This is a genomic window from Achromobacter sp. FW305-C-28 (assembly GCF_058783235.1).
Genome location: NZ_JBYSYL010000008.1, coordinates 119,903 through 133,433 on the forward strand (window position 1 = coordinate 119,903; position 13,531 = coordinate 133,433).

General features: G+C 66.5%; 13 protein-coding genes. 6 read left to right on the plus strand and 7 right to left on the minus strand.

Annotated features, from left to right (window positions below; all coding sequences use genetic code 11):
- Positions 1-30 precede the first annotated feature (30 nt).
- Positions 31-846 (plus strand): transporter substrate-binding domain-containing protein, encoded by an 816-nt coding sequence (locus AC3WMR_RS19875; protein WP_492264662.1) that lies wholly within the window; start codon positions 31-33, stop codon positions 844-846.
- 23 nt (positions 847-869) lie between these two features.
- Entirely contained in the window at positions 870-1,973 is a 1,104-nt protein-coding gene (locus tag AC3WMR_RS19880; protein WP_492264661.1) for a mandelate racemase/muconate lactonizing enzyme family protein, read from the plus strand.
- Here AC3WMR_RS19880 and AC3WMR_RS19885 read toward each other — a convergent pair.
- From AC3WMR_RS19885 to AC3WMR_RS19900, 4 genes are read right to left on the minus strand one after another with little or no spacing between them, the layout of a single operon-like run.
- Positions 1,970-3,571, minus strand: a complete 1,602-nt coding sequence (locus AC3WMR_RS19885; RefSeq protein ID WP_492264660.1) for a GMC family oxidoreductase — start codon at positions 3,569-3,571, stop codon at positions 1,970-1,972. The genes AC3WMR_RS19880 and AC3WMR_RS19885 overlap by 4 nt on opposite strands.
- A 17-nt stretch (positions 3,572-3,588) precedes the next feature.
- Positions 3,589-4,398, minus strand: a complete 810-nt coding sequence (locus tag AC3WMR_RS19890) for a shikimate dehydrogenase family protein (RefSeq protein ID WP_492264659.1) — start codon at positions 4,396-4,398, stop codon at positions 3,589-3,591.
- 29 nt (positions 4,399-4,427) lie between these two features.
- Positions 4,428-5,414, minus strand: coding sequence for a transketolase family protein (locus AC3WMR_RS19895; RefSeq protein WP_492264658.1), 987 nt, complete (start codon positions 5,412-5,414; stop codon positions 4,428-4,430).
- Entirely contained in the window at positions 5,415-6,230 is an 816-nt protein-coding gene (locus AC3WMR_RS19900; RefSeq protein WP_492264657.1) for a transketolase, read from the minus strand.
- Positions 6,231-6,410: 180 nt separating this feature from the next.
- Between AC3WMR_RS19900 and AC3WMR_RS19905 the strand changes: the two genes are divergently transcribed.
- Both AC3WMR_RS19905 and AC3WMR_RS19910 read left to right on the plus strand, forming a co-directional pair.
- Positions 6,411-7,115: a GntR family transcriptional regulator gene (locus AC3WMR_RS19905; RefSeq protein ID WP_492264656.1), complete on the plus strand. Its 705-nt coding sequence runs from the start codon at positions 6,411-6,413 to the stop codon at positions 7,113-7,115.
- A 9-nt stretch (positions 7,116-7,124) separates the two neighbouring features.
- Positions 7,125-8,192 carry a glycerol dehydrogenase gene (locus AC3WMR_RS19910; protein ID WP_492264655.1) on the plus strand — a complete coding sequence of 356 codons (1,068 nt, stop codon included), beginning with the start codon at positions 7,125-7,127 and terminating at the stop codon, positions 8,190-8,192.
- 96 nt (positions 8,193-8,288) lie between these two features.
- On the opposite strand, the gene kce is transcribed toward AC3WMR_RS19910, so the two are convergent.
- From kce to AC3WMR_RS19925, 3 genes are read right to left on the minus strand one after another with little or no spacing between them, the layout of a single operon-like run.
- Positions 8,289-9,224, minus strand: coding sequence for a 3,5-dioxohexanoate:acetyl-CoA acetone transferase (gene kce / locus AC3WMR_RS19915; RefSeq protein ID WP_175193102.1), 936 nt, complete (start codon positions 9,222-9,224; stop codon positions 8,289-8,291).
- Positions 9,217-10,221, minus strand: coding sequence for a 3-hydroxyacyl-CoA dehydrogenase (locus AC3WMR_RS19920; protein ID WP_492264654.1), 1,005 nt, complete (start codon positions 10,219-10,221; stop codon positions 9,217-9,219). Before AC3WMR_RS19920 ends, kce begins: the two co-directional genes overlap by 8 nt.
- Positions 10,221-11,003 (minus strand): SDR family oxidoreductase, encoded by a 783-nt coding sequence (locus tag AC3WMR_RS19925; protein WP_492264653.1) that lies wholly within the window; start codon positions 11,001-11,003, stop codon positions 10,221-10,223. The genes AC3WMR_RS19920 and AC3WMR_RS19925 overlap by 1 nt, the downstream gene beginning before the upstream one ends.
- A 331-nt stretch (positions 11,004-11,334) precedes the next feature.
- On the opposite strand from AC3WMR_RS19925, the gene AC3WMR_RS19930 reads away from it, so the two are divergent.
- Positions 11,335-12,534 carry an ABC transporter substrate-binding protein gene (locus AC3WMR_RS19930; RefSeq protein WP_492264652.1) on the plus strand — a complete coding sequence of 400 codons (1,200 nt, stop codon included), beginning with the start codon at positions 11,335-11,337 and terminating at the stop codon, positions 12,532-12,534.
- 126 nt (positions 12,535-12,660) lie between these two features.
- Entirely contained in the window at positions 12,661-13,527 is an 867-nt protein-coding gene (locus tag AC3WMR_RS19935; RefSeq protein ID WP_175193098.1) for a branched-chain amino acid ABC transporter permease, read from the plus strand.
- Positions 13,528-13,531: the final 4 nt, after the last annotated feature.

Sequence of the window (13,531 nt, forward strand, 5' to 3'; positions counted from 1 at the left end):
CCACAACACCAAGACACTGGAGACACCTGCATGAACAAGCCCGTATTCCCGCGCCTGCGCGCCGCCTTCCTCGGCCTGGCGTTGACCGGCGCGCTGGCCGCCACCGGCGCCGCCCACGCCGACCAGCTCGACGACATCATGAAGGCCAAGAAGCTGCGCGTGGCCATCGACCTGGGCGTGCCGCCCTACGGCATGAAAGACGCCGCGCTGAACTCCACCGGATCCGACGTGGAAACCGCACGCCTCTTGGCCAAGGGCCTCGGCGTGGAACTGGAAATCGTGCCCACCACCGGCGCCAACCGCGTGCCTTTCCTGCAGACGAACAAGGCCGACATCGTCATCTCCAGCATGTCCGTCACGCCCGAGCGCCAGAAGGTCATCGACTTCTCGGTGCCCTACGCCGCCATCCTGGCCGTGGTGGGCGCCCCCAAGAGCATGACGCTGACCAGCGCGGCCGACCTGTCCAGCAAGAAGGTCATTGCCACCCGCGGCACCACCAACGACACCGAACTGACCAAGATCGCCCCCAAGGACGCGCAGATCATCCGCTTCGACGACGACGCCACCTCGATCACGGCCGTGGTCAGCGGCCAGGCCGACATCTTCGCCACCGCCCCCGCCCTCTTGCGCACCATCAATGAAAAGGCGCCCGCCAAGCAGATGGAATCGAAGTTCGTGATGCGCCTGAACATGCTGGCCATCGGCATGCGCAAGAACGAGCCGGCGCTCAAGGCCAAGCTGGATGACTGGGTGCGCGCCAACCTGAAGAACGGCGAACTCAACACCATCTACAAGCAATTCCATGGCGTCGACCTGCCGCAGGAAGTCGCCAAGGCCGGCAGCTGACACCTCGCCCAGGAGAATCCAGAATGGCCCGCATCGTTTCCGTCGATATCCTGCAGGTGGATCTGCAGCCCAAGGTCAGGCGCACCGACGCCGTGCAAAGCTTCGAGCGCCAGGAAACCCCCATCGTGCGCATCACGGACGCCGACGGCGTCACCGGCACCGGCTACAGCTACACCATCGGCACCGGCGGCTCCTCGGTGGTGCGCCTGCTGGACGATCACCTGGCGCCGCTGCTGCTGGGGCGCGACGCCGACCACATCGAGCAACTCTGGCGCGACCTGATGTACCGGGTCCACGCCACCACCGTCGGCGCGCTGACCTCCATCGCGCTGGCCGCCATCGACACCGCCTTGTGGGACCTGCGTGCCCGCCGCGCCAAGCTGCCGCTGCACCAGCTGGCGGGCGGCGCCAAGGCGGAAATTCCGCTGTATTCCACCGAAGGCGGCTGGCTGCACCTGACCGAGACGCAGCTGGTGGAAGAAGCCCTGAAGGCGCGCGAAGCCGGCTTTGGCGGCGCCAAGCTCAAGGTCGGCAAGCCCCACGTGGCCGAAGACGTCGCGCGGCTGGCCGCGGTGCGCGCCGCCGTCGGCCCGGACTGGGACATCATGACGGACGCCAACCAGGGCTTTTCCCTGCCCGAAGCCATCCGCCGCGCCCGCTGCTTCGAATCGCTGGACCTGGCCTGGTTCGAAGAACCCATCCACGCCGACGACGTGCAGGCGCACCGCCGCCTGAGCGCGTCCACCACCCTGCCGATCGCCGTCGGCGAATCGCTCTACAGCCTGTCGCAGTTCAAGGACTACCTGCAAAGCGACGCCTGCTCGATCGTGCAGGTGGACGTGGGCCGCATCGGCGGCATCACGCCCTGGCTGAAAGTGGCGCATATGGCCGAGGCCTACAACGTGCCGGTGTGCCCGCACTTCCTGATGGAAATCCACGTGGCGCTGTGCTGCGCCGTGCCCAACAGCCGCTGGCTGGAATACATCCCGCAGCTGGACATGGTGACCGAATGCGGCATGCGCATCGACAATGGCCGCGCCATTCCGTCGGACGAACCCGGCCTGGGCATCGCCTGGGACTGGGACCGCATCGGCAAGCTGACGCTGCACCAAAGCCGCCACGGCTAACCGGCGGCCGCGGCGTCCTCCAGGATCATCTCGGCGCCGCGCTCGGCCACCATCATCACCGCCGCCTGGGTATTGCCGGACACCATCTTCGGCATGACCGAGGCATCCACCACCCGCAACCCGGACACCCCATTGACCCGCAACCGCACGTCGGTCACGGCGGCGGCGTCCGACCCCATGCGGCAGGTGCCGATGGGGTGATAGATGGTCTGGCCGTTGCGGCGGGCGAAGTCCAGCCACTGCGCGTCGGTTTCCACTGCCGGCCCCGGGCTGAGTTCAGCCTCGACATAGTGCTGCAACGCAGGCCGCTGCACGATGCGTCGCGCCACTCGCATGCCGCCCACGAGGCTGTCGCGGTCAACCTGGGCCGACAGGAAATTCGGCCGGATGGCCGGCGCCGCCAGCGGATCGGCCGACTTGATGTGGATGGTACCCACCGATTCGGGCCGCAACTGCGCCACGCCCAGCGTCATGCCCGGATGCCGGTCCAGGATGCGCTCGGCCGCGTTGGCGTAGCTGGCATGCACGAAAAAATACTGCACGTCGGGCGCGGGCAGGTCCGGCGTGCTCTTGATGAAGCCGTGCACGAGGCCCGTGCCCAGCGTCAGGATGCCCTTGCGCTGCGTGTAGTAGCGCGCCACCTGCTGCGCCAGACGCCAGCCGCGCGACATCTCGTTCAGCGTCACCGTATTCCTGACCCGCCAGTTCATGCGGGTGGCGAAGTGGTCGATGTAGTTTTCGCCCACCTGCGGTTGCGCATGCACCAGCGGGATGCCAAAGGACTGCAACAGCGCCGGGTTGCCGATGCCGGACAATTCCAGCAGTTGCGGCGACTGCACCGCCCCCAGGCACACCAGCGTCTCGCGGCGGGCCCGCACGGTGAATTCGCGGCCATGCTGGCGGTAGGCCACGCCCACGCAGCGCTGGCCCTCGAACAGCAGCCGGGTCACGTGCGCGCCGCATTCCACCGTCAGGTTCTTGCGCCCGGCGGCGGGCTTCAGGTAGCCGTCCACCACGCTCCAGCGGCGGCCGCGGTGCTGCAGCACCTGGTAATAGCCCACGCCGTCCTGCTTGCCGCCGTTGTAGTCCGGGTTCAGCGGCAGGCCGTCTTCCTGGGCCGCGCGCACGAACGCGTCGGACACCGGAAAGCGCTCGGCCACTTCTTCCAGATGCATCGGCCCGTTCTTGCCCCGGGTGGCGTCGCCGGGTTCATACTGTTCAATCTTGCGAAATACCCGCTCGGCCTGGCCGTAGCCCCAGCCGGTGGCGCCCGCGGCTTCCCAGCCGTCGTAGTCGGCCGGCTGGCCGCGCACGTAGATCATGCCGTTGATCAGCGTCGAACCGCCCACGCCTTTGCCGCGGGGCACGGCGATGGTGCGGCCCTGGACGTTGTCTTCGGGTTCGGTGGCAAAGCGCCAGTTGTAGTCCGGGTTGACCAGCAGCTTGGAAAAGCCCGCCGGAATGCCGATCCACATGCTGCGGGCTTCATGGCCCGCTTCCAGCATCAGCACCCGGTGGCGGCCGTCGGCCGACAGCCGGTTGGCCAGGATGCAGCCGGCGGTGCCGCCGCCCGCGATAATGAAGTCGTAATCGCCCATCGTCAGGTTCCGCGGGGTCAGGCTTGGGCGGCGGGCGCCACGCCCATCATTTCCGCCATCAGCTCGATCTGCCCGGCCAGCATCGGCGCGCCGTAGTGCACTTTGCAGCCGCGCGCCTGCGCGGCCCGCAGCAGCGGCGTGTCCTTGGGCTGCATGATGACCTCGCACACCAGCTGGTCCGGCGTCAGGCGCTGCGCGTCCAGCGGCAGCGCATCGTCATCCTTCATGCCCAGCGAGGTGCCGTTGACCACCAGGTCGTGGCCCGACGGGTCGGCCGTGCCAACATCGATGCGGGCCTGCGGATGCAGCGACAGGATGCGGGCTTTCAGGTCTTCGGCCTTGGCCGGCGTGCGGTTGGCGATGGTCAGGCGCGACACGCCCGCCTGCACCAGCGCAAAGCCGATGGCGTTGGCCGCGCCGCCGGCGCCGGCCAGGTAGGCGCTCTTGCCCTCGGGCGACACGCCCGCCGTGCGCAGGCCGCGCACGAAACCTTCGCCGTCCAGCATGTGGGCCACCAGGCGGCCATCGGCCTCGCGCCGCACCACGTTGGCCGCGCCGATCTTGCGCGCCACCGGGGTGGCCTCGTCGGCCAGCGCCAGAATCGCCGCCTTGTGCGGCATGGTGACGATCAGGCCGCCCAGGTTTTCCAGGCGGCGCAGGCCCGCCACTACCTCGGCCAGGTTGTCGGGCCGCGCATGGAACGGCACGCACACGCCGTCAAAGCCGATGCGCGCGAAGTGCTCGTTCATGCGCTGCGGCGTCTTCACGTGGTAGATGGGGTCGGCCAGGATGCCGAACAAGCGCGTATTGCCGCTGATTTCCTTCATTGCTGTCTCCAGGTATTTGTCTTCATGCCTTAGCGCTGGATGCATTCACGCGCCACGGCCTCGATGCCGGCGCCGTCCAGCCGGTAATGGGCATACAGGGTGGTGGGCGGGGCGATCAGGCTGTATTCATCGTAGATGCCATGGCGTCGCAGCCGCGTGCCGGTGCCGGCGTCCGCCAGCACTTCGGCCACCGCCGACCCCAGCCCGCCCATCACGTTGTGTTCTTCCACCGTCAGCAGCGCGCGCGCCTGGCCGGCGGCGGCCAGCACGGCCTCGCGGTCCAGCGGCTTCACGGTGGGCATGTCGATCACGCCGACCGACAGGCCGTCTTCGCGCAGCCGCGCGGCGGCCTCCAGCGCCGCATGCAGCGTGATGCCGCAGGCGATGATGTTCAGGTCGGTGCCAGTGCTATGGGTGATGGCGCGGCCGAACGTGAACGGCGTGCCGTCTTCGTACACCTGCGGGTCGCGGCCCCGGCCGATGCGGAAGTAGATCGGCTCGGGCCAGCCCACCGACGCTTTGATGGCGGCGGCCAGTTGCGGGCCGTCGGCTGGCGACACCACCGTCAGGCCGGCAATGGCGCGCATGGTGGAAATGTCTTCGGTGGCGTGGTGCGAGGTGCCGTAGAACCCCAGGCTGATGCCCGTGTGGTGGCCGATCAGACGCACGGGCAGCCGGGTATAGGCCACGTCCATGCGGATCTGCTCGCAACACAGCAGGCCCAGGAACGAGGCGAACGTGGCCACGAAGGGCATCAGCCCGGTCGTGGCCAGCCCGGCCGCCGCCGACACCATGTTCTGTTCGGAAATGCCGAACTGCACGTAGCGGTCGGGATAGGCCGACGCAAAGCGGTTCAGGCCATTGGAATACTGCAGGTCGGCCGAGCCGGCCACCACCGGGTGCCCGGCCTGCGCCAGGTCGATCAGCGCGTCGGAAAGATACGACAGGCCGGGGTTCACCGCGTTCAGCGCGCGGTACTGCCAGGAATCGGGGGAAGTTATCTGTGCCTGTGCCATTCAGATCTCGCGGGTCATGATTTCGTCGATGGCGGCCTGCGCGTCTTGGGGCGCCAGGTAGCCCAGATGCCAGCCGGGTTCGGTTTCCATGTAGCCCACGCCCTTGCCCTTGATCGTCTTGGCGATGACGCAGGCCGGCCTGTCGCGCGTCTCGTCGGCGCGCAGGCGGCGCAGCAGCGTGGTCAGGGCCGCCAGGTCATGGCCGTCCACCTCGTGCACGTCCCAGCCAAAGGCCTGCCACTTGTCTTTCAGCGATTCCACGCCGATCACGTCGTCGACCTTGCCATCCAGCTGATAGCCGTTGCGGTCGACGATGGCGACCAGGCGCGACAGCCGCTGGTGGGCGGCGAACAGCGCGGCTTCCCAGACCTGCCCCTCCTGCATCTCGCCATCACCCAGCATCACGAAGACGTTGTAATCGCGCCCGTTCATGCGCCCGCCCACCGCCATGCCGGCGCCGTTGGACAGCGCGTGGCCGATGGACCCCGAGCTGAAATCCACGCCCGGCACCTTGGTCATGTCGGGGTGGTCGCCCAGCGGGCTGCCCAGGCGGGTATAGCCGTCAAGCAGTTCGCGGGCAATGAAGCCATGGTCGGCCAGCACGGGAAACAACCCTACCGCCGCGTGGCCCTTGCCCATCAGGAAGCGGTCGCGGTCCGGCCAGGCCGCCTCGCCCGGGCGCAGCCGCATCACGTCGTAGTACAGCGCGGCAAAGATCTCGGCGCACGAAAAGACCGAGCTGTAGTGCCCGACCTTGGCGATTTCGATCAGCCTGATTGTCTCCAGCCGTATGTAGCGGGCCTTTTCCCGCAGCATGCGGATTTCCCCTTCGGTTGGGGCTCCCCGGTCCTGGCGCATGACGTTCCCTTACGTCGTTAGAATATATGATATATAATATACCCATCGCGCTCGAATTGGCTAGGCCGGGCTAGAATTCAGCCGGGCGCTGTTTTCCGGCCCCGGCCCATTCCCTCGAACCCGCAAGCCCCAACCGTCATGCCCAGCCTTAAACCGGTAAAGAAAGAGAACCTCTCCGTCAAGGTCTACAACGAAATCCGCAATGCCCTCATCAATGGGCAGTACGAACCCGGAGAACGTCTGATCATTGGCGAGCTGGCCCAGGAAATGGGCGTCTCGATCACGCCCGTGCGCGAGGCCATCTTCCGCCTCATCAGCGAACAGGGCCTGGAAATGCAGGCCGCCACCGCGGTGTACGTGCCCTACGTCAATTCCGAAAAACTGCGCGAAATCCAGCAGATCCGCTTCCACCTGGAAGGCATGGGCGCGGCCGAAGCCGCCAAGAACATCACCCGCAAGCAGCTGGACAACCTGATCGCCCTGCAGAAGGACTTCATTTCCTGCACGTCCACCGATCCCAAGCGCGCCAGCTACCTGAACCGCAAGTTCCACTTCGGCATCCTCGAAGCCAGCAACAAGCCCATCCTGCGCAACACCGTGGAATCGTTCTGGGTCATCACCGGCCCCATCCTCAAGGTGTTCCATGTGAAGACGGCCGGGCTCGACTATTCCGAAAACGAGCATCGCCACGAGGCCGTGCTGCAAGCCCTGGAAGCGCGTGATTCCGACGCCGCCGCCAAGGCCATCCAGGCCGACCTGGTCTGGGGCGGAAAAATCATGATCGACTGGCTGGTCGAACGCGAAAAAGAACTCGACTACCGCCCGCCCGGGCCCCGCAAATAGGAAGACCCCATGCTGAAGATTTTTGGCGCTCCCGGCCGTTATATCCAGGGAGCGGGCGCACTGGACACCCTGGGCGACTACGCCACCCTGTTCGGCCGCCATGCCGCCCTGGTCATCGACCGCTACGTCCATGGCGTGCTGGGCCCAAGAATCGAAGCGCTGTGCGCGGCGCGCCACGTGGCGCTGACGCCCCTGCTGGTGGAAGGCGACCTGACGCCCGAGGTCATTGCGGCGCTGCGCGCCCAGGCCACGGCCGCGGGCATCGACATGGTCATCGCGGTGGGCGGCGGCAAGTCGCTGGACGCCGGCAAGGCCGTGGCCAAGGCCGCGCACTGCCACCTGGTCACCGTGCCCACGGTGGCCTCGAACGACGCGCCCACCAGCAAGAACTACGTGCTGTACGACGCCCATCACAACCTCCTGGCGGTCGAGCACATGCTGTTCAACCCCACCATCGTGCTGGTGGACACCGCCATCATCGCCACCGCCCCCGCGCACTTCTTTCGCGCCGGCCTGGGCGATGCCATATCCAAGAAATTCGAAGCCGAGCAATGCGCCCGCAACGGCGGCAAGAACATGTATGACGGCGCCCCGCTGCTGTCGGCCCAGTTGATCGCCGACGGTTGCCTGCGCACGCTGCTGGCCGACGGCGCCGACGCGCTGGCCGTCGCCGGCAGCGGCGCCCCCACGCCGGCGTTCGAACGCGTGGTGGAAGCCATGATCCTGATGAGCGGCCTGGGTTTCGAAAGCGGTGGCCTGTCCATCGCCCACGCGCTTACGCGCGGCCTGCCCAAGATCACGGGCGTCGCCACCGCGCTGCACGGCCTGCAAGTGGCCGTGGGCCTGCTGGTGCAACTGGACCTGGAAGACCGCCAGGACGGCATGCTGGCCACGCTGACCCAGTGGTACGACCAGGTGGGCCTGCCGACCACGCTGCGCGCGCTGGGCGCCGCCAGTCCGACCGACGCCGAACTCACGCTGGCGGCCGACCTGACGCTGAAGGCCCGCCACGCCGCCAATTTCGATCGCACGCTGGACATCAAGACGCTCGCAGACGCGTTGCGCCGCCACGCCTGAAATGGCCCCGCGGGGAGCCCCAAGGAGCAATGCCTTGGGGCGGCGATTAGCACAGACACCCGGCGTGAAGACTCTCCCACGCCGGGCGTGATCGCTTCAGAACGCCACGTTGTCACCGCCCTTCAGTCCCAGCTTGGCGCGGGTTTCCTCCGGCGTGGCCACTTCAAGATTCAGCGCCTCCAGAATGGTGCGGATGCGCTCGACCTGCACCCGGTTCGACTCGGCCAGCTGGCCCGGCCCGATCCACAGCGAATCTTCCAGCCCCACCCGCACGTTCGACCCCATGGCCGCGCCGATGGTGGCAAGCGGCATCTGGTTGCGGCCGGCGCCCAGGATCGACCATTCGTATTCATTGCCGAACAGGCGGTCGGCCGTGCGCTTCATGTGCATCAGGTCTTCGGGGTGCGGGCCGATGCCGCCCAGGATGCCGAACACCGACTGGATGAACGGCGGCGACTTGACCAGGCCGCGGTCCACGAAGTGCGCCAGGTTGTACAGGTGGCTGATGTCGTAGCACTCGAATTCGAAGCGGGTGCCGTTGGCGTTGCCCAGTTCAAGAATCGATTCGATGTCCTGATACGTGTTGCGAAAGATCAGCGAACGGCTGTTCTCAAGGTGCTCGCGTTCCCAGTCGTGCTTGAAGTCCTGGAAGCGGCCCAGCATCGGGAACAGGCCGAAATTCATCGAGCCCATGTTCAGCGACGCCAGCTCGGGCTTGAACGTGGTGGCCGGGCGCATGCGTTCCTGCACCGTCATGTGCGGGCTGCCGCCGGTGGTGATGTTGATGATGGCGTCAGTTTCGGCCTTGATGCGCTCAAGGAAAGGCTTGAACAACTCCGGGTCTTGCGACGGCTTGCCGGTTTCGGGGTCGCGCGCGTGCAAATGCAGCACCGCCGCGCCCGCGCGCGCCGCGCCGATGGCGGCTTCGGCGATTTCGTCGGCGGTGACCGGCAGGTGCGGCGACATACTAGGCGTGTGGATCGCGCCCGTGACGGCGCAGGTGATCACGACTTTCTGTTTGGGTTTAGCCAATTTCGTCTCCGTTGCTTTGTTTGTGGCGCATCAGGCGCATCAGTTGCTCGTCGCGCCAATAGCGGCGCGCCGTCAGGTCTTCGTCGGGTAGCAGGCGCCGCCGTTCGGCCGACAGGGCATCGACCAGCGCGCCCTCCCAGGCCACGCTTTCGGCCTGGGTGGCGCCGATGGATTGGTACAGGCCGCCATAGCGGCCGCAGTAGTCGGCGATGCCGCCGGGGGCATTCAAGTCGATGGTTTCAAACGGCCCCATGAACGACCAGCGCAGGCCCAGGCCGTCCTTCACGGTGGCGTCGATGTCCGCGGCGCTGGCGATGCCGGCCGCCGCCAGCCGGAAGGCCTCGTGCAGCAAGGCGCCTTGCAGGCGGTTCAGGATGAAGCCTTCGATTTCGCGCGTCATCGACACGGGCTTCTGGCCGATGTCCAGCATGATGTCGCGGGCGCGCGCCATCGTGTCCGGGCTGGTCCAGGGCGCCGGGCACAGTTCCACCACCGGGATCAGGTAGGGCGGGTTGACCGGATGCGACACCAGGCAGCGGTGGCGCCCGGGCAGGTCCTCGGTGAATTCGCTGGCCGGGATGCTGGACGTGGAACTGCCAATGATGGCGTCGGGTTCGGCCGCCGCATCCAGCAGCGGAAACAGGCTGCGCTTGATCTCGCGCGTCTCGGGCGAGTTTTCCTGGATGTAGCTCGCGCCCTTGAGCGCATCCTGCAGGCTGTCGGCGACATGGATGCGCGCAGCGGCCGCCGCGGCGTCCTGCAGCAGCCCGTGCGCCTGCAGCTGGTCCAGCTGGCGGCGGATCAGGGCGCTGGCCTCGCCCAGCATGGCCGCGTTGACGTCGTACAGGCGCACGTCCCAGCCTTTGCGGGCGAACACGATGGCCCAGCCCTGGCCGATCAGCCCGGTGCCGATGATGGCCGCGCAGCGGCGGCCGGCAAACTCAGCGTCGGTACCGCAACGATCTGCCCCGTCGCGCGGGTCGATGGCGGCCGCCATCAGTAGAGCTTCTGCGTGAAGCCGTCCACCACGATGGCCTGGCCCGTCACGCTGCGGGCTGCCTCGCTGGCATTGAACAGCACCATGTTGGCGATATCGCGCGCCGTGACCATGCGGCCCAGCGCGGCCTGGTTTTCGTACAGCGCGGCGATCTCGTCCACCGGCTTGTCCAGCGTCTTGGCCTTGGCGGCGATGACGGCGCGGATGCGCGGCCCTTCGACGGCGCCCGGCAGGATCGCGTTGACGCGGATACCGTGGCCGCCCAGCTCGATGGCCAACGATTTGGTGAAGCCGATGACCGCCCACTTGGACGCCGAATACACCGAACGCCCGGCGAACCCCAGGTGCCCCGCGGCCGACGACAGATTGATCATCACGCCCGCCCGCGATTCCTTGAGCAGCGGGATGGCCTGGCGCGCGCACAGGAATTGACCCGTGATGTTGACCGCCAGGGTGCGATCCCAGTCGGCCTTGGACAGGGTTTCGACAAAGCCCGTGGGGCCGGCCACGCCGGCGTTGTTGACCAGGATGTCCAGCCCGCCCAGCGTCTGGCGCACGGCGGCAAACAGCGCGGCGACGCTGTCTTCGTCCGACACGTCGGCGTACACCGCCTGCACGCCGGGCAACTCACCCGACAGCGCGGCCAGCCGGTCGCGGTTGACGTCGCACACCAGCACCGACGCCCCGGCGCGGTGGAACACCTGCGCCATTTCCAGGCCCAGCCCATCGGCGCCGGCCGTGATCAGCACTCTTTTTCCGGCGAAATCCACTTCCTCGAACATGCGTATGTCTCCTGGATTCTTTTCGTGAAACGCCTTTTGATCATATAGGATATATGATCAAAACGGCCAATTTCTTGCTGAAGGCATTGTCGGGAAATGGTCCTATAAGCCTCGTCCGAAGGGCGGAATTTACGCCTCTCCCTAGGAGCCAATTGCCCGCAAACGCTTTATTCATGCGGCTTGAGGGAAATCCCCGATTCAGCCTTGCAAGTCCGGCACTAGAATCCAGGACGAGGTTCCCACACCCCGCCGGCACATATATCATATATTTAAAAAAGACGGATGCAGCAGCAGACAGTCCGCATCCCATACCAACAAAGGAGCGTAGACAGTGTTCAAGTTCAATAAATTCGCCATCGCGCTGGGCCTGTGCGGCGTCGTGGTCAGCGGCACCGCAGCGGCCGACATGAAAGTAGGCGCCCTCTTCCCGTTCAGCGGCGCCCTGGCGTTGCTGGGCCAAGAGAGCTACCGCGGCCTGGAACTGGCCGTCAATGAAATCAATGCCGCCGGCGGGATCAACGGCGAGAAGATCCAGATCATCAAGGCCGACGCCGTCGACCCCACCCAGGCCGTGTCCGAGACCAAGCGGCTGATCTCGTCCAACGTGGTCGGGGTGTTCGGCAGCTACGCCTCGGGCGTCTCGTATGCCGCCTCGCCCGTCACCGAACTGGCCGGCGTGCCCTACTTCGAACTGGGCGCCACCGCCCACAAGATCACCACGCGAGGCTACAAGTACCTGTTCCGCAGCAACCCCAACACCGCGCTGTACGGCGTATCGGTGGTGAACGCGCTGCACGACACCATCGCGCCCGGCATGGGCCTGAACCCCAAGGACATCAAGATCGGCATCATCCACGAAGACGGGCCCTACGGCACCGACGTGGCCGCCACCGAGAAAAAGCGCGCCCAGGAACTGGGCTACACCGTGGCCGAAGTGCTGCCCTACTCCGCCAAGACGGTCGACCTGTCGTCGCTGATCCTGCGCCTGAAGGGCGCCAAGGTCGACGTCGTGCTGCAGACCGCCTACCAGAACGACGCCATCCTGTTCTTCAGCCAGGCGCGCGCCGCGGGCTTCAAGCCCAAGGTCGTGATCGGCGCGGGCGGCGGCTATTCGCTGGCCGACACCGCCAAGGCCGTGGGCGCCGACATGAACGGCGTGTTCGACCTGGACTTCCCGCAATCGTCCATCAACCCGGCCGGCGCGCCCGGCCTGGACAAGTTCCTGCAAGCCTACACGTCCACCTACAAGAGCGATCCGCAATCCGGCCACAGCCTGACCAACTACGTCGGCGCCAAGGCCTTCTTCGAAGCCATCGCCGCGGCCAAGTCCACCGACAAGGACAAGATCCGCGCCGCCGTGCTGGCCTACAAGAAGCCCGCCGGCCAGACCGCCAACGGCTGGGCCTTCGACTTCGGCGAAGACGGCCAGAACAATGCGTCCACGTTCTACGTGATGCAGTGGCAGGACGGCAAGCTGGTCACCATCGCGCCGAGCAACCTCGCGCTGGGCAAGCCTGTCTTCAAGAAATAACAAGCACGACAACTTGCCAGCAACCAGGCGCTCGGGGGCGCCTGGCGTAACACCGGGGCCAGCAGGCCCCGGCCCGGCCGGCGCGGCCGCCGGGCCGGGGCGCTCCCCTTTCCAAGAGGTTGCACCATGGATATCTTCATTCAACTGGTCATCAATGGCCTGTTGCTGGGCGGCGCATACACCATCATCAGCCTGGGGCTGACGCTGATCTTCGGCGTCGTGCGCGTCGTGAACTTCGCCCACGGCGAGTTCCTGATGATCGGCATGTACCTGGTCTATCTGATCGCCGCGCAGTTCGGCGTGCATCCGTACATCGGCCTGGTGCCGGTGGCGGTCATCCTGTTCGCGCTGGGCGCGCTGACGCAGAAGGGCATCATCCAGCCGCTGCTGAACGCCGACCAGCACATCCAGATCTTTGCCACGGTGGGCGTGTCCACCATCCTGCTGAACCTGGCCCTGGTGATCTTCGGCGCCAACGTCTACCGCGCGCCGGTCGAGCTGGGCACCAACGCCATCGACGTGGGCGCCTATTCCATGGTGACGGGCCAGCTCATCACCTTCGTGGTGGGCATCAGCCTGGCCGTGCTGCTGCACCTGTTCATGCACCGCACCTACCTGGGCCGCGCGCTGCGCGCGGTGGCGCAGCACCGCTACGCCGCCACGTTGATGGGCGTGAACGTCAACAACGTCTACGCCATCGCCTTCGGCCTGGGCACCGCCTTCGTCGGCATCGCGGCCGGCCTGCTGGCGCCGCAGTACCCCGTGTTCCCGACGGTGGGCACCTACTTCGTGCTGACCGCCTTCGTGATCGTGGTGCTGGGCGGCCTGGGCAGCCTGTACGGCGCGGTGGCCGGATCCATGATCATCGGCATCGTCGATACGCTGGCCGGCTACTACATCGCCCCCGACCTGAAAGAGGTCGTCTATTTCGGGATCTTCCTCTTGATCCTTGTCCTGCGACCGACCGGCCTGTTCGGCGTCGGCACAGAGTGATCAG